The organism is Moraxella sp. CTOTU48268 (assembly GCF_032069585.1).
Taxonomy (GTDB): Bacteria; Pseudomonadota; Gammaproteobacteria; order Pseudomonadales; family Moraxellaceae; genus Faucicola; species Faucicola cinerea.
The window spans coordinates 1-20,327 of record NZ_DAMALV010000001.1; the positions used below are offsets into that span (position 1 = coordinate 1).

14 protein-coding genes and 4 tRNA genes are annotated in these 20,327 nt (G+C 45.0%); 5 read left to right on the forward strand and 13 right to left on the reverse strand.

What is annotated here, in order from left to right; genetic code table 11:
- Positions 1-310 precede the first annotated feature (310 nt).
- The 8 genes from RT143_RS00005 to gspN all read right to left on the reverse strand — a co-directional run bounded on the left by RT143_RS00005 (position 311) and on the right by gspN (position 6,161).
- Positions 311-385: transfer RNA gene (locus tag RT143_RS00005), tRNA-Thr, on the reverse strand.
- A 20-nt stretch (positions 386-405) separates the two neighbouring features.
- Positions 406-479: transfer RNA gene (locus RT143_RS00010), tRNA-Gly, on the reverse strand.
- A 75-nt stretch (positions 480-554) separates the two neighbouring features.
- Positions 555-638 (reverse strand) — tRNA-Tyr (locus RT143_RS00015).
- Positions 639-681: 43 nt separating this feature from the next.
- A tRNA-Thr gene (locus tag RT143_RS00020) sits at positions 682-757 on the reverse strand.
- A gap of 151 nt (positions 758-908) precedes the next feature.
- The gene (locus RT143_RS00025) at positions 909-1,754 is read right to left on the reverse strand and encodes an FHA domain-containing protein (RefSeq protein ID WP_313090220.1); all 846 of its coding nucleotides are present in this window, start codon (positions 1,752-1,754) and stop codon (positions 909-911) included.
- 63 nt (positions 1,755-1,817) lie between these two features.
- The gene (gene gspD / locus RT143_RS00030; RefSeq protein WP_313090221.1) at positions 1,818-4,220 is read right to left on the reverse strand and encodes a type II secretion system secretin GspD; all 2,403 of its coding nucleotides are present in this window, start codon (positions 4,218-4,220) and stop codon (positions 1,818-1,820) included.
- A gap of 83 nt (positions 4,221-4,303) precedes the next feature.
- Positions 4,304-5,317 carry a type II secretion system protein N gene (locus RT143_RS00035; protein ID WP_313090224.1) on the reverse strand — a complete coding sequence of 338 codons (1,014 nt, stop codon included), beginning with the start codon at positions 5,315-5,317 and terminating at the stop codon, positions 4,304-4,306.
- A gap of 22 nt (positions 5,318-5,339) precedes the next feature.
- The gene (gspN, locus tag RT143_RS00040) at positions 5,340-6,161 is read right to left on the reverse strand and encodes a type II secretion system protein N (protein ID WP_313090225.1); all 822 of its coding nucleotides are present in this window, start codon (positions 6,159-6,161) and stop codon (positions 5,340-5,342) included.
- Positions 6,162-6,546: 385 nt separating this feature from the next.
- Here gspN and RT143_RS00045 point away from each other — a divergent pair, with 385 nt between their 5' ends.
- Entirely contained in the window at positions 6,547-7,587 is a 1,041-nt protein-coding gene (locus RT143_RS00045; protein WP_313090227.1) for an NADP(H)-dependent aldo-keto reductase, read from the forward strand.
- Between the two features lie 120 nt (positions 7,588-7,707).
- Here the strand turns inward: RT143_RS00045 and ssb are convergent, their stop codons facing one another.
- The 4 genes from ssb to RT143_RS00065 all read right to left on the reverse strand — a co-directional run bounded on the left by ssb (position 7,708) and on the right by RT143_RS00065 (position 11,792).
- Positions 7,708-8,382, reverse strand: coding sequence for a single-stranded DNA-binding protein (ssb, locus tag RT143_RS00050; protein ID WP_313090229.1), 675 nt, complete (start codon positions 8,380-8,382; stop codon positions 7,708-7,710).
- 125 nt (positions 8,383-8,507) lie between these two features.
- Positions 8,508-9,872 (reverse strand): MFS transporter, encoded by a 1,365-nt coding sequence (locus RT143_RS00055; RefSeq protein WP_239741529.1) that lies wholly within the window; start codon positions 9,870-9,872, stop codon positions 8,508-8,510.
- Positions 9,873-10,052: 180 nt separating this feature from the next.
- A complete protein-coding gene (locus RT143_RS00060) occupies positions 10,053-11,042 on the reverse strand; it encodes a hypothetical protein (protein WP_313090230.1) in 990 nt (329 codons plus the stop codon).
- A gap of 135 nt (positions 11,043-11,177) precedes the next feature.
- Entirely contained in the window at positions 11,178-11,792 is a 615-nt protein-coding gene (locus tag RT143_RS00065; protein WP_313090231.1) for a hypothetical protein, read from the reverse strand.
- A gap of 181 nt (positions 11,793-11,973) precedes the next feature.
- On the opposite strand from RT143_RS00065, the gene uvrA reads away from it, so the two are divergent.
- The 3 genes from uvrA to RT143_RS00080 all read left to right on the forward strand — a co-directional run bounded on the left by uvrA (position 11,974) and on the right by RT143_RS00080 (position 17,160).
- On the forward strand, positions 11,974-14,928 hold the full coding sequence (uvrA, locus tag RT143_RS00070; protein WP_313090233.1) for an excinuclease ABC subunit UvrA: 2,955 nt from the start codon (positions 11,974-11,976) through the stop codon (positions 14,926-14,928).
- A 217-nt stretch (positions 14,929-15,145) separates the two neighbouring features.
- Positions 15,146-15,679 (forward strand): chalcone isomerase family protein, encoded by a 534-nt coding sequence (locus RT143_RS00075; protein ID WP_313090234.1) that lies wholly within the window; start codon positions 15,146-15,148, stop codon positions 15,677-15,679.
- Between the two features lie 380 nt (positions 15,680-16,059).
- The gene (locus RT143_RS00080) at positions 16,060-17,160 is read left to right on the forward strand and encodes a potassium channel family protein (protein WP_313090237.1); all 1,101 of its coding nucleotides are present in this window, start codon (positions 16,060-16,062) and stop codon (positions 17,158-17,160) included.
- 75 nt (positions 17,161-17,235) lie between these two features.
- Here the strand turns inward: RT143_RS00080 and RT143_RS00085 are convergent, their stop codons facing one another.
- Positions 17,236-18,825: an isocitrate lyase gene (locus tag RT143_RS00085; protein ID WP_096488512.1), complete on the reverse strand. Its 1,590-nt coding sequence runs from the start codon at positions 18,823-18,825 to the stop codon at positions 17,236-17,238.
- A gap of 452 nt (positions 18,826-19,277) precedes the next feature.
- Here RT143_RS00085 and RT143_RS00090 point away from each other — a divergent pair, with 452 nt between their 5' ends.
- Entirely contained in the window at positions 19,278-20,315 is a 1,038-nt protein-coding gene (locus tag RT143_RS00090) for a LysR family transcriptional regulator (RefSeq protein ID WP_062333830.1), read from the forward strand.
- Positions 20,316-20,327 lie beyond the last annotated feature (12 nt).

Sequence of the window (20,327 nt, forward strand, 5' to 3'; positions counted from 1 at the left end):
GTTAACGTGTGGTTTAGTACGTTCAAACTTGGCCTTTGCCATAATTTAATCCTCTGATCATTGTTAAACTGTTAGCAATACCCTAGCTCAAAGCTATAAACCAACTGGTGTATCTGTATTGCCAGTACTGGTGTTGCCAATTTGAGTGTTGCTAGGTCACTAAAATAGCAAATTTAACATAAATTTCAAGTTTTTTCCATAGCCTTCATCTTTATGGTCAAACTTTTTTGTTATTGCTAAAACAAAAGGCAACACCTCTGTGCTGCCTCAACTATTTTTTTGGTTTCTATCAATGTATTTTCTATAAAACTGGAGCTCATACCGAGAGTTGAACTCGGGACCTCTCCCTTACCAAGGGAGTGCTCTACCTCTGAGCTATATGAGCAAAACTTTGGTTTAGAATAATGGAGCGGGTGGCGGGAATCGAACCCGCACCATCAGCTTGGAAGGCTGAGGTTCTACCACTAAACTACACCCGCAATGCGACCCGCCCAAGCATACTGGACTTACTGTTAACGTGATTAGGGAATATTCAGATAACAATAGCAGGCAAATGGTGGTGGGGGAAGGATTCGAACCTTCGAAGCTCTCGCAACGGATTTACAGTCCGTCCCCTTTGACCGCTCGGGAACCCCACCATAGTTGTCTTTCAAGGTACGCTTAACACGATGTGTTAAAGGATGGTGCCGGCTGCCGGAGTCGAACTGGCGACCTACTGATTACAAGTCAGTTGCTCTACCAACTGAGCTAAGCCGGCGTATCGCTTGAAAGTGGTGAGCATTTTAGCAAATATTTTTAATCTTGCAAGCGTTTTTTTAGTTTTTTTTCATTTTTTTTGCTAAAACGTAAATTTACTGATTCAAATCCGCATTTTAGGCGCTTTGCACCGCTTATTTGCTACCTAAACCCTAATACATCAACAACACGGATGCAATAATCAGCGCAATAATTACCACGATTATTATCGCGACTGTGGCGTTTTTCTTTGCCGCAGGTTTGATTGCATCAGCTTCTACTGTGCTAACTGGCAATGGTTGCGCTGGCTGAGTGGGTGACACAACGGGCTGTGATGATACTGCTACTGCCTCGGTGACAACAGGCGGCTGATCCGGTGTATCAACTATCGGCGATGGTGGATTGCCAGCGCTTGCTACATCGACTGTGGTTGTCGGTGTAGAGGGTACGGATTGTTCGACGTGAGTGTTGCTCATCTGCTCGCTAGGTAAAAAATCTTGCGTGGTAACGACATCTATCACAGGCGCGGCGTTGGCTGCAGCGTTCGGTGATATGGGCTCAACCGATTTAGCCAACTCAGTTTGGGCATGAATGTCAGTGGTGGGTGTGAAATTCTCAATATCTTGTAAACTATTGAGAAAACTATCACCATCCAGTGCGTCGACTGGGGCATTTACCACCAAAAATACCAAGTCAGCAAAGGCAAGTTCATCGGTGGCTTGCAAAGCATGGGCGTCTGTACTGATGCGCTCACCATTGACAAAGGTACCATTGCTTGAGCCTAGGTCTTGCACATACAACTGCTCACCAATACGGTTAATTTTGGCGTGTTGGCGAGAGATTTGTGAGGTTGCTAATACCAAATCATTGCTATCGCTACGCCCGATGCTTAAACTCTTATCAATATCAATGGTTAAATCCGCCAACGCTGGTGACAGTCCAATGAGTTGCCATGAAGTGCCTTGTGAGTTGTCGGTGAGGTTCATCGTATTCACTGCATTAGTTTGATGATTATCCATGCAAGTCTCCTACTCCTAAGGGGTATTTAATAGTATCATTATGCTTGGCATTATGGGACATTTTTAGGGATTTGTCACGGTGATGGTCTGCACCGCAGGCGGCGTCGCAATTACCACAGGCGTTTGAGCCATTTTTGCGCCCTGCCCTGTAGATTGGGTAACGGTATTGCTCGCTGGCCGACTCACGGTTGTGGTCGATGAACTGCCTGTGCGAGACGCGTTTGATGACACGGGCGTGACGATATCGACACCATTGGCATACACTCTTGGCGTGTTTGATAAGCTTTGCTCGGCTGGGGTAACCAAATCATCTGTTGGCAATTTGACGCCATTTTGCACCGTACTAGTATTGGGGAACATGGCGCTGATATTAAGTGGGATTTGTTTTAGCGTACCGTTTTTATCAATTACCAGTTGCATGGTACGAATACCGTCTAAGCTTTTTTCGGTCACACTTGCCACCGCGCTACCATTACGCAAAATGGTCGGCTGTAAAAATACAATGAGATTGGTTTTGTCCGAGTTTTTGCTTTTTGAGCGAAATAAATTACCAAGAATCGGCGCATCACCCAATCCTGGGACTTTTTGCTGGCCATAGGTGCTGTTATCACGCATCAACCCACCCAATGCCACGGTTTGTTGGTCATCCGCTAAAATGGTGGTTTTGATTAAATTCTTGTTGGTGACGACACCGCTCACGTTATTGAGGGTACCGTCGACAATGGAGGACACTTCCTGCGAAATCTCAAGTCGCACTGAACCATTATCACCAATATGCGGAATGACATTAAGATTGATACCGACATCTTGACGGCTCACGGTCTGAAATGGCGTGGTTGATGAGTTACTTGCCGTGGTATAAGAGCCGGTCACAAATGGCACGTTCTGCCCTACCAAAATATTGGCTTTTTCGTTATCCAACGTCAAAATAGAGGGCATGGATAACAGATTGGCATTGTTGGTTTTATTGATGGCTTGCAAAATCGCACCATAAAACTCACGATTCCCGTTGCTATCGGTTTTACTAGTACCAATCCCCAACAGCGCGCCTGCCACGGAGGCTGCCGCCGTACCTGGGGTTTTGCTTAATATCTCAGATGCCAGACCTACTGCAGAGGCACCGATGTTATTAAAGTTAATCACCCCTACGCCGCTATTGGCGTTGCCCATTGCCCATTGTACGCCAAGTTGTTGGGTATCATTGCCTGAGATTTCCATAATCGCTGCTTGAATCAACACTTGGTCACGGCGGGTATCTAGCTCATTAATAGCGTTTTCGATTTCTACCATTAACTCTGGGTTGGCATTGACGATGACGGAGTTCTGGGTTTGGTCAGCGATAATACTAAAAGGTCTACCTTGATAGCCGCTGTTTTGTGCAGTCGTTGTGTTGCTAGTGGACGAGGTATTAAGCGGTGAGCCTGTCGGTGACGCTGCAGTATTGGTGGTGGTCGCTGCGCTGTTATTACTGGTATCGCTACTAGATTGAAACATTGAGCTTGCTTGCAAGGTGGTTTGGTCACCTGAGCTATTGATGGATTGATAGGCAAGCAGTCCGCGTAGCATTTCTGCAATATGGGTGGCACTGGCATATTTTAGACGAAACACGCGAAGCCCACTTAAGCGCTGCGTCGGCACGGTGTCTAACTGCTCTACCATTCGCTGTACTTTGGCTGTCATCTCGGCACTACCTTTGACGAGCAGCCTATCAGAAATCGGGTCAGCAATGATATTGATCAGGCTGCCACCGGTTGATGCCACAGCAGGTTGTCCTGATTGACCCGCAGCAGCTGGCGCTGTACCACCGCCCGTACCTGTCAGTGAGCTTAATAAATCCATCATGCGCTTGGCATCTACATGACGCAGTGGAATAATGGTCAGCTTGTCATTCATATTGCTATCAAGATCGCTAATCAATTTTGCGTATTGATTGAGGCTGTCGGCGCGGTCAGAGAGGATAATCGCATTGACATTTGGCACCACAGCGGCATTGGCGTACGGCGGCATCATCGGACGGATGACGTTTAAGATATCATTGGCATTAGTGTTGGTGAGATAATAGATGCGGGTCGCCATTTGGCTACCTGCAGTATTACCCCGCAAGTCCACATCCACCCCTGCTTGCTTGGCAACGGTATCAGGGACCAGCTCTGTGGTCAGCCCGCGATCAATCGCTACAATGCCATTGACTTTCATCACGGCTAAAAACAAGTCATACACTTCTTGACGGGATAAGGGTTTATTTGAAATTACCGTCACATTGCCATTAATACGTGGGTCTAGCACAAAGTTCTTTTGCGTGATGGTGGCAATTTGGTCGATAAACGCCTTGATATCAGCGTCTTGCAAATGCACTTTATAGCCAGTGGCTGCATGGGCAGCTGACAGACCACTGCTAAGCAAACTGATACTCATAGCCAGTGTCGTGCTCAAAAATAGTGGCTTTAGCATGGTTGGGTATTTCATAATTTACCTTATCAATTTTTAACACATGTCACCGGCTTGTGTCTCACGTAGCCATGACGTCTGTAACTTTTTACTATCTTTTATCAAAATGACTGGCGTACTGTCACGACTTGGTCGCCGCGCTGAACTTGAATTTGCGCTTGCCCTGCTTGTTGCACTTGACGTAGTAGCTGGGCATCTTGCGTTGGGTTTTGACCCACGTTTTGTCCATTGACGGAGAGGACTTTATCCCCTGTTTGTAGCCCCAGTCGATTTTTTAGTCCTGCGGACATCGCATCGGTCACCAAATAGCCTTGCCCTGTCGCTGCCACACCCATTTGGCTTAGATACCCCGAGGCATTTTGCTGAAGTCCTTGAATCGCCCCGCCAATGGCTGAGGTTGCACCGCTTGGCGAGGTATTGGCACCATTTGACGTCGCCATAGTGGGCGCAGAATCCTCTCGATCATGGGGATCGCCTGTAGCCACTGGCGCGCCGCCAATCGCTTGTGGCGCAGCTCCGCCTAAGCTCGGTGTGGGGGTGTGTCCCATATTTGAGCCGTTACCCACGCCTGCCGCACCGTTGGCTTGCGTTTTGGCTCTGATAGCCTCGCTTTGGTCAAGAAAAAATGGTTGCCCAAATGGCACTTTACTGGTTTGGCCGCTGGCATCTGCCACCATTACAAAATCGGCTGCGACTTTGACCAATTTATAACCACTGCCATCAATCATGTCGTTGATACGATAGCTTAAGGTTTTACCATTGGCGGTCAAAATTGCATACGATTGACTCTCTGGGGTGGCAATGGTCACGCCCACCACTTTAATATCTGGGGGTGTCGCTGCCGGTGCTTGCGGGGCAGTTGGCTGCGCAAAAAAATCTAACGCATTAGTATTGGCAGATTGCGTGACCAAGTTCGGCTGTAAGGGGAGTGGGGTGAGTGCGGGGGCTTTGGGCGGTGCAACCACCAGCCAAATCGCTTGGCTTAATTGCCACACCAACCAAAAAATAGCTGCCAATAGCAACCAAGGATACAGTTTTTCTACCACCGCCATCGGCACAAATTTACCAGTCGTTGTTTTACGGCTCAACGAGGTGCGCTGGTTGGCTTTTATCATATCTGCTATCATCGCTACGTCTCTAATTACCCATACTGGTCAAAGGTTGGCGAATGGACACCACCACACTGTCATCAGCCCCTTTGCCTTGGTACGCTGGCATATTTTTGAGCAGCCGCTGGGTCAATGACACATCTATCATATTATCTTGGTCAAGATAAAAATCCCCTAGACGCTCGGCTTGCGGTGTAGTAAGGGCTAAATGCAAGCTTTTACCTTGCGCTGCCTTGTTGCTATTAATACCATTAGCGTTGGCTACTGGCTGCACACTTGCTTTATCCGCGCTTAAGTTGCCTTGCATGGTCGGGAGTTTGATGAGGTAGGTTTTGCCGCCTGTGGGATACCCCAAATCACCGCCTGCCCAATTCATACTGCCTTTGGCGGTTTGATAGCCTTGCTTATTTTTTTCAATCGACACTTCTTTGATGGTAATCGGTGTGTCGGGTAATTGCCAGCTGACTAACTGCGCCAATGTGTCAGGGCTGATTTTGCCGTTGAAATCATTGGCTTGCCAGCTGGTTTTATTGAATTTGACCACCCCTTGCAAGTCGGTTTTACCAGAGCGGATATCGACCGCCATACCCAGTTTTCCCATCAATAAATGCCACGGCTGCCAGCGCCAATCGACACTACCCGCTAGCGGCGTATTGGGGCGCGCATTGATTTGCCAATTGGCTTGACCTTGCCAAAGGTTGCCCGATATTTGCTGCAAGTAAGGGTTGTTTGGGGCAAATTTTTGCAGCAACCACGCTGCAGGTAGCTGAATCAACAAGCTTAAGCAAAGCAAAACTAGACCTACCAGCCACCATAGTTTTGTCGGACGTAATGAATTGACACTTGCCAAACTTGAATACCTTTTTACAATGATTTTTGACACCAATATTTTTGACACAGATAAAGTGACGCAATCCACAAGCAGATTAATCAACGATCAAATAATTCATGCAGGATAAAAATTGCCATTAGCGCAAAATTTTGAACCGACTCTGCGCCAACACTCGAATATTTTTCTAACTAAAATGAAACGCTTTATCATAACTGATTTTTATTGCGTTGTAATGTCAATCCATAAAAAATCAAAATTTTGTCAGGCTTATTTTGGGCGCACTGTTTATTGCGGCTACCTGCCATACTCACTACAATTTGCAACCGACTTTATCACCATGAGTTTGCTACAATCACCTCACCAAGCTGGTTAAAACTATAATGCAAAACACAAGGAAAATAGCATGCAATTTGATACATTGCCTCAACTGGGCGATAGCGTCTCCAAAATTTGCTTAGGCACCATGACCTGGGGACAGCAAAACAGCGAGCAGGATGCCCATGAACAAATGGATTATGCCCTTGCCCAAGGTGTGAACTTTTGGGATACCGCAGAGATGTATCCGTCACCCCCTGATAAAGACAAACAGGGTGATACCGAGCGCTTTATGGGTAGCTGGTTTGCCAAGACAGGCAAAAGAAATGATGTCATATTGGCGAGTAAAATCTCTCGCAATGACTTTTTGCGTGATGGCAATACCAAGTTTGATAAAAAAACCATTCGTGCGGCATTAGATAGCAATTTACAGCGCTTGCAAACCGACCATATCGATATTTATCAGCTACACTGGCCAGAGCGTCAGACCAACTTTTTTGGTCAACGCGGCTATACAGAAAGTATGGCGCAGCAAGACACCAAAGAATTGACGCCATTTTTGGAAACCATCGAAGCACTCAATGATGAAATCAGCAAAGGTCGAATCCGCGCTTATGGGTTATCTAATGATACCCCTTGGGGCGTCATGCGCTACTTAGCAGAAGCCGATAAACATGGGCTTGCTAGACCTATCACCATACAAAATCCGTATAGTTTACTTAATCGCTTGTATGAAGTGGGACTGGCAGAAATCAGTCACCGCGAGCAAATTGGGCTACTTGCCTACTCACCGCTAGCATTTGGGGTGTTATCAGGCAAATATTTGGGAGGTAACAAGCCTGCCAACAGTCGCTTGAGCCTTTATAGCCATTTTACCCGTTATTTGAATGAGCAAGCGCAACAAGCCACCCAAGCCTATGCCGAGGTCGCCAAAAAACATAATCTAGATATGGCACAAATGGCACTGGCGTTTGTCAATAGCCGCTCGTTTGTGACAGCCAACATCATTGGGGCAACCACCATTGAGCAGCTAGCCAGCAATATCGCGTCCGTAGACTTGGTATTGTCCCAAGAAGTATTGGCTGATATCGAAGCGGTGCAGACCTTATATCCTAACCCTGCGCCTTAAACCTCGTACCTTAAATCCTGCACCTTACTAGCAGGCTAGGATCAGAAAAAACGGCATAAAAAATCCTTGCGACAGTATGACTGTGCAAGGATTTTTTTTAAACCTAGTAAAAATTAAAGTCTAGAACGGGATATCATCATCAACTGCGCCTGGTTTTGGCATTGCCATGGCTGGATTTTGTTGGGGATTTTGGGCAGGCTGATTATTTGCTGTATTTGCCCCTTGTGGCGCTTGGTTGCCATTCATAAATGGGTTATTGCTAAATCCTGCATTTTGAGCCGCTTGTGGCGCAGCTTGGTTATTAGTTTGGGCATTATTTTGGTTTGGATAGCCGCCAAAATGATTGGGCACTTGGTTGCCACCTTGGTTATAGCCAACTTGATTATAACCACCTTGGGGCTGCTGGTTTTGGTAGGTTGTGCTTGCAGTGTTGTTATTAGGAATACCGCCTTGAACGCCGCCTGCTGTGCCAAGCATTTGCATTTGGTCGGCACGAATCTCTGTGGCATAACGCTCTACGCCATTTTGGTCGGTGTATTTACTGGTGCGAAGGCTACCTTCGATATAGACTTGGCTACCTTTACGCAAGTATTGCGCCGCAATTTCACCGAGTTTATTAAACAATGAAATACGGTGCCATTCGGTTTGCTCACGGCGCTCACCTGTTTGTTTGTCGTTCCACTGCTCACTTGTTGCCACGGCGATACGCGTCACGCTACCGCCATTGGCAAATTGTTTGACTTCAGGATCTGAACCAAGGTTGCCTACAATAATTACTTTGTTTACGCCGCGCATAGAATTTCCTTGATGATTTTTTTGATAACTTTCTTAATGAATTTCTCAATAACGCTATAGTATTTTTAGCCAAATCTTTGCAGATTTAGCGCAAGTACAATGCCATTACTTTACTAAACTTTGCATCAAATTGCTAGCGTCTGACCGGTAAGATGTGACAAATGCTGTCGCGTGTCATCGGTCAATTTTTCTTTATCCAGTTTGAGATAAGCAATGTTTTCTTTTGGCATCATCACTATCTCATCCACGCCGTCAATCGCCAAAATTTGCTGTGACCACGCAGTCGTGTCAATACCTGTTGGCAGGGTAATCGTTAGGCTGGTCAAATACGGTGGGGATGCAATCGGCAAGATAAACAATAACGCAATGACGGTCACGATGGCGAGAACCGTCCATGACAACCACATCGGTTTGGTCAGCAAAATACCGCCCATGGCACCGCCCACAAAAGCACCCAAAAACTGTGCAGATGAGTTAATACCCATTGCCGTCGCTTTGTTGGCAACGGGCGCGCGTTTGGAAATCCAAGACGGAATGGTCGCCTCAAGGCTATTAAAACCGATGTAATAAACCGCAAGCCCAATAATTAAACCTACAATGGTTTGACTAGCCACCGCTAAAAATACCAATCCCGCCACCAAGGTCGCTAAAGACGCCAAAAACACAGCGCGCATTTGCCGTTTCTTTTCTGCGATGATAATCAATGGAACCGCAATGATAAAACCCAATAACAGTAGCGGCAAATACACAAAACCTTGCTGTGCTACCGTCAAGCCCAGCACATCATGAAACTGGTGTGGCAATAAGGTAAACATCGCTGTCATTGACAGATGCAGCGCAAAAATCGCCAAATGCAACCGGTTAATATCGGCAATTTTTAATACTTCAGCAAACTGTGCTTTAACTGAGTGATTATTGAGATTGTGCTTTAGTACCCGATTTGGGGTGGGCACAATCCACAGTAAGCCAATGGCAAAAATAGCGGACGCCACTGTCACCCAAAACAAGCCTGAGATATCGAGCACATGCGTCAAAATCGGACCGAGCCCAAATGCGACCATCACCGACATGGCAATGGTCAGCCCCATGGTTGCCATCGCTTTGGTGCGATGCTCTTCACGGGTCACATCCGCGAGTAGTGCCATCACCACCGCTGAAACTGCCCCACTGCCTGCAATCAAACGCCCCAATATCACCATATAGATGTCTGTTGATAAGGCACAAATGGCTCCCCCGAGCGCAAACACCAATAACCCTGCAATGATAATCGGTTTACGCGGATATTTGTCCGCCAAAAAACTCATGGGAATCTGAAAAATCGCCTGCCCTAAGCCATAGATACCAATCGCCAATCCAATCAAAAACGGTGTGGCGTGTGCATATTGTGTCCCATACACTGCAAACACAGGCACAATCATGAATAGTCCGAGCATGCGCAAGGCAAAGATACCGCCCAACCCGGCAATCGCTTTCTTTTCGGATGTATTCATGGAGGAGTTGTGACTTATATTTCTCGACGTTGGTTTTACTGACGTGGGTTTTACTGACATGGTGGCTCACAAAATATTGCCAAAAACGGCTTATTATATGCCTAATTTTTATCACAGAGAATTTATTGGCAATAAAAATTATTTTAGCCCCATTATTTTGGCTTTATCGTTTCGGCCCCATTATTTTAGCATTGCGTAAGCGGTTACCATGATGGCTAAAATTACTGCGATAGCAATTATCAGCCACATCACATTTTTTTGATTGTCAAAAAATCCTTGCGGTGATTGCCTGATAGATGAGGATTTTGGGGTAGCTACTAGCGCGCCCTCTAACGGGCTATGCGTCACTTGGTTGGCGATTTTTTGCTGTTTTTGCGCTTTTTTGGCTTCAAGTTGCTGTTGGCGTTGTTGTTTTTGTGCCAATTTTTGCTGTTTGGCTTGTTGTTGTAGTTGGCGCTGTTCTTCAAGCTTAGCCTGTTTTTGTCGCGCTTGTTCGGCAAGTTCTGCCTGTTTACGTGCTGCCTCTTCGATGGCTAACTGCTCAGTTTGCTGCTGCTCGCGAAGCTGTTTATCGCTATAGCGCGCGTGAAAATCATCCATCACGGCGTTATCAATTTCGCTTAGGGTAAAATGCATTTCATTAATTACTTCAAGCGCGTCATGTACATCGACGTCGTACACGCCAGAGGCTTTGGTGGTTTTGCCATCGGCAGTGAGTTTTCTAGGTACTTGGTAATCGGCAAGGCGCTGCTGCAAATGGTTTTCCATTTGTCCGATGGATTCGGTGCGACCTGTCATCGCTAATGCCCAATCGTTGATTTCGGCATGATTTTCGTTATTTAATTGCTGGATGATATCGCTCGCGTCTTCAACGAGGCTGATTTTGGCAAGTAGCTGACTGGGTGAGACGGCGATATACACCTCACCTGGGGTGGCTTGGCGTTTGAGCGATGCGATGGCTTGGGGGTTGCATTGTAGGCAGTTGGCTTGTTTGTTTTTGAGGGTGTGACCTTTTGGACAGGGCGGTACACCATAAGCAACGAGCGCGCCGTTTTCTTTCATTTTGGCTTTGTATTCTTTGCTCGATAGTCCGCTGGCGTCAAAGGTTTTGTCCATTGGGATATGGTGGCTTTTTAAGAAGTCGGTTTGTTCTTGGGTTAACGTTGCCATGTTATTGTCTCAAATTTTGCAGTCACAAATTTTCTTTTTCCTTGATTCAATCAAGTATAGCAAGGTTTAAGGGTTTTATAAAAAATAAAAAATCGCTCGGTTAAGCGATTTTTTAAATTAATAAATTCTAAAAAACTATTTAAACAAATCAAATACGCTATTTATTATTTCTTGTAAGTTTATCATTGATTGTCTAGAAATATCTATTTCACCGTAATATCCATTGGACATTGTAGTTTTAAATTTTGTATCGTGTAAGTTATCAAAAGCATAAGCCCCATTAGGAGCGATAATGCCATCATTTATTGGTTGTAATGTTAATGGTTTATTTTTACTGTCTAAACCTCTTATTCTATCTTCCATATGTTGCATAGAGTTTCTTACACCTCTTAAATCTGGAAAAAATTCAAGAAGTTTATTTTCAAGTTTAGATATTTCTTTTGGCAAGGTTTTATATGTAGTTAATGTTTTTAGAGCTCTTTGAAAATTATCTAGAGCTTGCACAAAATTTTTTGCGTATATAAAAATTAGTCTATGTGAATATTTTCTTGGAATACTTGAATCATTGTCATTTATCCTTTGCTTATGATATTCAGCATTAAATAAACCATAAGATAAATTAGCATCAATAAAAGTATTTTCTAATTGCAATAAAAGCATCCTGACATCCGAAACAATTGAACTATCATCAAGATTATCTAAAAAACCAAATTCAAAAGATGGATTAGAATTTATTTGAAAAATTTCCATTTATAAGGATTCCTTTTATTTCTTAATAGAAAGCAGGGATTTTTTAGTATGAATCATAATTATGCGTTATTCAATATCGTTTTTATTATTAACAACTTGAACGCATAAATATTTACCCCCATTAAAACCCCATCTTTTTACCCAAATTTCCCACTCAAAAACACACAATAAGAAGCACAACATGGCACAGCACGAAGCAATCAAAATCCGTGGAGCTCGTACCCACAATCTCAAAAACATCGATATTGACATTCCCCGTGATAAACTTGTCGTCATCACAGGCTTATCAGGCTCGGGCAAGTCTAGCCTAGCCTTTGACACCCTATACGCCGAAGGACAACGCCGCTACGTCGAGAGCCTATCGGCGTACGCTCGCCAGTTTTTATCACAAATGGAAAAGCCCGAAGTCGATAGTATCGAAGGGCTATCACCTGCCATCGCCATCGAGCAAAAATCCACCAACCATAACCCCCGCTCCACGGTGGGTACCATTACCGAGATTTATGACTATTTGCGTCTGCTGTATGCCCGTGTCGGTACGCCCATGTGCCCAGAACACCACCTGCCGATGGTCGCGCAAACCGTCACCGAAATGGTCGATACCGTCATGGCATTGCCTGAAGACACCAAGCTGATGATTCTCGCGCGCGTCGTCGATGACCGCAAAGGCGAGCATATCCAGTTGATGGAACAGCTAAAAGGGCAAGGCTTTGTACGGCTGCGAGTCGATGGCGAAATTTATGATATTGACGATGTGCCACCGCTTGCCAAAACCTTTAAACACACCATTGATGTGGTGGTTGACCGCTTCAAAGTGCGGGATGACTTGGGAAATCGGGTTGCCGAAAGCTTGGAGACCGCCTTGCGACTCGGTAGCGACATTGCCATCTTGCATGACATGGATGCTGAGTTTGAGGATAAAATTTTGTCCGCCAAACATAGCTGCCCTGTCTGCGATCGCTCGGTTGCTGAGCTTGAACCAAAATTGTTTAGTTTTAACAACCCCTATGGCGCGTGTCCCGTGTGTGATGGCTTGGGCAAACGCCAATATTTTGCTGCCGAAAAAATCATCGGGCATCCTGAAAAATCGCTCAACCAAGGGGCGATTCAAGGCTGGGATAAACGCCACGCCTATTATTTTGGCTTGCTGACCACCGTTGCCGAGCATTATGGCATTGATATGGAAGCGCCTTGGCAACAACTGGATAAAAAGCATAAAGATGTCATTTTACACGGCTCTGGTAAAGACAAAATGACTTTTAACTTTGTCGATGAACGCGGGCGCAAATCCACCAAAACCGTGCCATTTGAAGGGGTGTTGCCGTATATGGAACGCCGTTACCGCACCACGCAAAGCAACATCGTGCGAGACGAGCTTGCCAAATACCTTGCCGATGCCACCTGCGATGCCTGTCACGGCTCACGCTTAAACGAAATCGCTCGCCATGTCGAAGTCAGCGACCGTACCGTTGCCGAAATGGTCAAGCTATCGATTGGCGAAGCGATGGCGTATTACGAGCAATTGAAACTTGAAGGTGCAAAGGGCGAAATCGCCGCCAAAATCATCAAAGAAATCCGTGAGCGCTTGGAATTTTTGGTGAGTGTGGGCTTGGATTATCTCACCCTTGCCCGCTCTGCCGAAACCCTATCGGGCGGTGAAGCTCAGCGGATACGCCTTGCTAGCCAAATCGGGGCAGGCTTGATGGGCGTGATGTATGTACTCGACGAGCCATCAATCGGCTTGCACCAACGTGACAATGATCGCTTGCTGCAAACGTTGACTCGGCTCAGAGATTTGGGCAATACCGTGATTGTCGTCGAGCATGACGAGGATGCCATTCGCCTAGCCGACCATATCATCGATGTGGGTGTGGGTGCTGGTGTGCATGGTGGCAGTATCATTGCAGAAGGGACGGCAAAAGACATTGCCAAAAATCCCGAATCATTAACGGGTCAATATTTATCGGGCAAAAAGAAAATCGCAGTGCCAACCGTGCGTCACCGAGCCAAAATCGCCAATGACGATAAATATGAAAAAATGCAAGACTCCGCCATTCCCTTAACCAAAAACCAAGCGAAAAAAGCGGAAAGCGAGAAAAAAGAAAAAGCCAAAAAAGGTAAAGTCGAAGCCAAACCCTTGATGCTGACCTTGACAGGGGCAAAAGGTAACAACCTTAAAAACGTGACCTTAAACTTGCCGATTGGTGTATTTACAGCCATCACAGGCGTGTCGGGTTCGGGTAAATCGACCTTAATCAACCGCACCTTATTGCCACTAGCGACCACACAGCTCAATAACGCTACCACGCATGTTGCCGAAGAGTTTGACAGTATCACTGGGCTAGAACATTTAGATAAAGTCGTCGATATCGACCAAAGCCCGATTGGGCGTACCCCTCGCTCCAATCCTGCGACTTACACGGGGGTATTTAGTCCGATTCGTGACCTATTCGCCCAAGTACCCGAGTCCAAAGCTCGTGGCTATCAAGCAGGGCGCTTTAGCTTTAACGTGAAAGGCGGGCGCTGTGAAACCTGCCAAGGCGATGGCTTGATTAAGGTTGAGATGCACTTTTTGCCTGATATGTATGTGCCTTGCGATGCCTGTCAAGGCAAACGCTACAACCGTGAAACCCTTGAAATCACCTACAAGGGCAAAAACATCAATGACGTGCTCGATATGACGGTGGAAGATGCGGCAGAATTTTTTGAGGCGATTCCGGCAATTTATCGCCGTTTGCAAGCCTTACAAGAAGTCGGCTTGGGTTATATTCGCTTGGGTCAGTCTGCACCAACCTTATCGGGTGGTGAGGCGCAACGGGTGAAACTTGCCAAAGAGCTGTCCAAACGTGATACCGGTCAGACTTTGTATGTACTCGATGAGCCGACGACAGGTTTGCATTTCCATGATATCGCCAAGCTCTTAGACATCTTGCATACGCTACGTGACCGAGGCAATACCGTGGTGGTGATTGAGCATAATCTCGATGTGATTAAGACAGCCGACTGGATTGTCGATTTGGGTCCTGAGGGCGGTTCGGGCGGTGGTGAGATTATTGCCGAGGGCACGCCAGAGGAGGTGGCGCAAAACGCGCGCTCACACACAGGGCGATTCTTAAAACCGATGTTGCAAGCCTAAGTTTGTTACAAGTATAAGTCTGTTACAGGCATAAGGTTAGCGGTGAGGGTTAGTACATTGTCGTCTAACCCTTTTTTTAACCGCTCATCACTCTGTGACTTGATGTTCATTGATAATACTTTACATGTTGGCCTAATATTTACACAATGAAACGAGATAAGGATATTGCGACATTATCCAGGGACAAAAAACGTCAAGGAACGATAAGGATGCTAGGATGATTTTATTTAAAGGAAAAACCAACGATCTTGAAACCCTATTTCCCCCTACCCTAAAACTAGATGGTCAAATCTGCGTGCGAAACGGTATGAGCATTCGCAGTAAATTTATGATTGGTATCTATGATATTGCCCTATACTTGGGTGAAATGACTGAAGATGCCGAAACAGCTATTACTTCACGCTATGCCAAGCAATTGCGCATGGTGTCTCGCCGCAATATCAAAGGCTCGTTACTGGAAAACGCCTTCAAAGACGGCATTAGAGCGAATAGTAGCGCTAAAGAATATCAGAAAATCGCCTCAGTGATTGATGACGTGTTCGGTGAGTTGTTCAAAACCAACACCATCAAAGAAGGGGCAATGTTTACCATTGAGTTTTCGCCAGAGCATGGCGTCCGCTTAAATTATGATGAGGTTGGCGATCTTCCTTATATCAAAGAAGAAGGCTTTGACCAAGCTATTCTTCGTGCTTGGTTAGGCGATAATCCTATATCACTTGAGATGAAAAAGGATTTGCTGGGTCAGCACTAATGTTACACTGCTTATTTTTAGACTTCTCATAACGCATAACAAGTTAATCTAGCCAATTGATAGTGGCCGTAACTTTTTTACTGGCTTTAATAGGGTTGTGTTTATTGCAACCCTAATTCAACACTACTCAAGCGATGAATAGCGATGGCATGATTGATACGTTTGGCGTCACCCACTAGGATAACTGGGTTTTCATCCCTTATCTGCCTAGTTTTCTTTGATTCGATAACAAGCAAGTTGGTTTTTTTACATTTTTATCCCAATAGCGGCAATTTTTTTGCTTTGATTCTTTTACCCTATCGTCCATCAGGGGTTACTACAATACTATGTTTCTTTTTGGATGGCTATGCTAGTCTAAAGCAAAAAAAATCAGGCAGCTTATGAAACCACTTGCGCAAAAGTCCCCTAAACCAACCATATCAACCCGTAACACGCCGCAAACCTTTACCCTCAATAAGCTTGCCAAACCTATCGTGCGCGATGATATTTTTTCGTTGCCGCCTGCTGTGTATGGCACTATCTATTTGACGCTGATTCCGCTATTTGGCTTTTTGTACAGTACCTTGCCAAATATGCAGTTTAACCATGAAAACGTGGGCTTTTTGGAAGCCATGTATTTTAGTACCATCACGGTGACCACCACCGGGTTTGGCGATATCACACCAACCAACACCTTTACGCGGGCGTTTGTGATGATTGAAGCCACCATTGGGGTGGTATCCGCAGGTTTGTTTTTAAATGCGATTACCTATCAGCGTGAAGAAAACATGAGCAATCTGATGGACGCCTATGAAGCAAGAAAAGAAATCTCTTATGCCTTTGCGCGCCTGCACAGTCATGATAGTTTGATTACGCTTAACATGAATACTTATCTAAACCGGGTTAATCAACTGTTGGGCATAGAATCAGAGCAAACCCCGGTGGCGCAATCTGACTGTGAGGGTCGCGCTAATTTAACTAGCTCGCCTGATTTGCCCAGCACCCCTGACGCCAAAGTCCCCCAGCAGCTTATTGGTATTCATGAGCCTATTCCCGAAACGTTAGAATTTACTAATTTACAGCATTTATTTAATGCCTCGGCGCGCTTGACCGATGACCCGCGTAAGCCTTTGATTTGGTACTATTATCAAGCCTTGGATGAATTGGTCAATAGTATTGAGAATTTGGTACGTGAAACCGAAACTTATCGCTGGGCAGATTTGGAGTCGATTTGTATTCAATATTTAAGTGATATCAAATCCTATGATTCCAGTAGTTATGTACTAGCAGAGCCAAACTTTGAGCAACAACTTGCGGATATCCAAGCCCAGCGCCAGCAAGACATGTTACTTATCAGTGAATATCCAAGTGATAAAGCGGTTGAGCTGTCGAACGAAAATAGTTTAAACCCGTATATTATTTTGTTTATGGGTATTCAGACCACCATTGATTTTATCAAAAAATTCCAACTTCGCTACCAAGAAATTATGCAAACCATTTAATTTTATCCGCTCATAAAAAAACACCCCACATGCCGTGAGGTGTTTTTGTTAATTAATCAATCAGTCAATGAAGCATTAGTGACCAAATTGGTTGGCAGTGTTTTTGGCGCCGCCCGCTTTCAATGCGTTCTCACCCGAGAAGATTTCTTTGTGGTCATCACCGATGTCAGAACCAGCCATGGCTTGGTGCTTAACTGCTGCAACGCCTTCGCGAAGTTCTTTACGTTGTACTTCTTCAACGTAAGCTAGCATACCTTTGTCACCGAAGTAACCTTTTGCCAACTGGTGCGTACTTAATGCCGCCGTGTGGAAAGTAGGTAAGGTGATCAAGTGGTGGAATACACAGGCTTCACGTGACGCATCAGCTTGGAAGGTACGCGCTAGTTCATCAGCAGCGGTATTCAACTCAGTGTTGTCGTAGTCAGCAGACATTAAGTTTGCTTTGTCGTAAGCTGAGATGTCTTTGCCTTCTTTTTCCCATTTTGCGATGACTTGTTTACGGAAGTTGAGTGTCCAGTTGAATGATGGGCTGTTGTTGTAAACCAGTTTAGCATCTGGCACTTGCGCAACGATACGGTCAGTCATTGATTTGATGTGAGCAACGTCTGGCGTTGGTGTTTCAATCCACAGTAGATCAGCACCGTTTTCAAGGGCAGTCACACAGTCAAGTACCACGCGGTCAATGTTGGTGCCTTCGCGGAATGAGTACAAGCCGTTTGGCATACGAGTTGGGCGAACCAATTTGCCATCACGTTTTAATAAAACATCGTACTCGCTTGCATTTTCCAAAGTCACTTCTTCAACTTCTAGGAAGTCTAAGTATTGTGAAGCAAGGTCGCCTGGCTCACGTGACACAGGAAGTTTTTGCGTTAATGATGCACCTTCAGAGTCAGTACGGGCAACGATGATACCGTTGTCAATGCCAAGCTCTAAGAACGCATAACGAATCGCGTTAAGTTTTGAGATGAAGTCTTCGTGTGGTACGGTAACTTTACCATCTTGGTGACCACATTGTTTAGCATCTGATACTTGGTTTTCAACTTGGATAGCACAAGCACCGGCTTGGATCATTTGTTTGGTGAGCAAGTAAGTTGCTTCTTCGTTACCAAAACCTGCGTCGATGTCAGCGATGATTGGCACGATGTGTGATTCAAAGTTGTTGATTTTGTCTAAGATAGCTTTAGTGTCTTGACCTGCTTCTTGCGCCGCATTTAATTCACGGAAGTAATCGTTTAATACTTTTTCGTCCGCTTGACGTAAGAAAGTGTAGATTTCTTCGATCAATTTTGGCACAGCGGTTTTTTCGTGCATAGATTGGTCAGGTAGTGGACCAAATTCTGAGCGAAGCGCAGCAACCATCCAACCTGAAAGGTAGATATATTTACGTTCAGTAGTACCGAAGTATTTTTTTACCGCATACATGGTTTGTTGACCGATAAAGCCATGCCATGCACCAAGAGACTGGGTGTATTTTGATTTGTCAGCATCATAAGCTGCCATATCACGACGCATGATGTCGGCAGTGTATTGAGCGATTTCTAAACCTGTCTTGAAACGGTTTTGGATAACCAAACGCGCAGCATCATTTTCGCTGATGTTTTTCCAGTTACCATATTTGGCTTTTAGTTCGCGGATATGGTCAATCGCTGAAACGTAAGTTGACATAGCAGTCTCCTGTTGAGGACGGTGGGATAAAAAAACTTAGGATGATTGTTGTATTGTGATAATAGCAAAAGTCTTAAATAAGCCAGTATTTAGCAAGTGTTAAACACCGAAAATATGAATAATGTTTAAGACACAAACTACATATCCAAAATAGCCTAACAATTTTTTTAACAAAATACGTGATATTTCTGACAGTGATATTAAATAGTCTGTTAAAATTAAAAATTCTATTTTGGCCCTAATAAAGCTTTAAGTTGGCTTAAATAATGGAATGAATGCACTATACCCTTTAATTCATAATTTAGCTATTTAATGATTCGTATCTTTAGTATTTATTTAAAATATAGTATAATACAATCAATAACTTAAGTTTTATTGCTAGGTTTTAGCCCTGTTAAAACTAGCGGTTTTAGCCTTTTTTTCTTAACTTTTAACTAGACAAACAGTAATTTATGGATTTACAACGTGTGGATTTGAACCTGTTGGTGCATCTTGATGTGTTACTTCGAGAGAAAAACGTCACCAGAGCCTCTGAGCAACTCGGCATTACCCAGCCCGCCATGAGTAATATTTTACGTCGTTTGCGTAAGTTGTTTAATGATCCCTTGTTGATTCGCTCATCTGAAGGCATGACACCGACAGAGCGGGCGCTTGAATTACAGCCGCGCGTACGCGAATTGTTAGCGGATTTAACCCAGCTATTAGAGCCGCGTACTGAGTTTCGTCCTTATACCTCAAGTCGTGTATTTCGGATTATGACGTCAGATTATGCCGAAGCGACGCTGGTGCCTAGGCTAGTTAAAGCGCTGCGCAGTGAAGCACCGAACGTGATTTTGGACTTTTTGACGCCCTCAGATGTCTCCTATCGAGATATGGAGCAAGGTCGGGTTGATTTGGCGATTAATCGTTTTAACGAGGTACCGCAAAGCTTTCACCAAGTGCTGATTTGGCGTGATACTTTTAGTTGCCTGTTGTCGGCTGATAGTCCGTATGTCAATCGCTTTAACCTAAAAAATTATCTTAAAGCTCAGCACGTTTGGGTCTCTAAAACAGGCATGGGTGTCGGTTTTGGAGTCAATCCCGAAAAATCTGGTGGACTTGGCTCGATTGATGCGGCGTTACAACGCCTCGGTCAAAAACGTCAAATCAGTGTCTTTACCCGTCATTATCAAATGCCTGCCATGCTCACCGCCAATAAAGATTTAATTGCTACACTACCGACTCGGGTGGCGCGCATGCAGGCAAATAATGATGATATCGTAATTAAAGAGCCGCCATTTTTTATTCCAGAGTTTGAATTGACGATGGCATGGTCGCCACTATTACAGCATCACCCTGCGCATCGTTGGTTACGTCAGTTGATTCAACATGTGTCGCGACAAATCATCGCCGAAGATCGCATCAAGTATCCGCTACAAACCGCGATTCAAGACGGTTCGCTGCATACCCAGCCTATTGATTTGGTTGAAATTGATCCTGACCGTCAATGAGGGAGGGTCAGA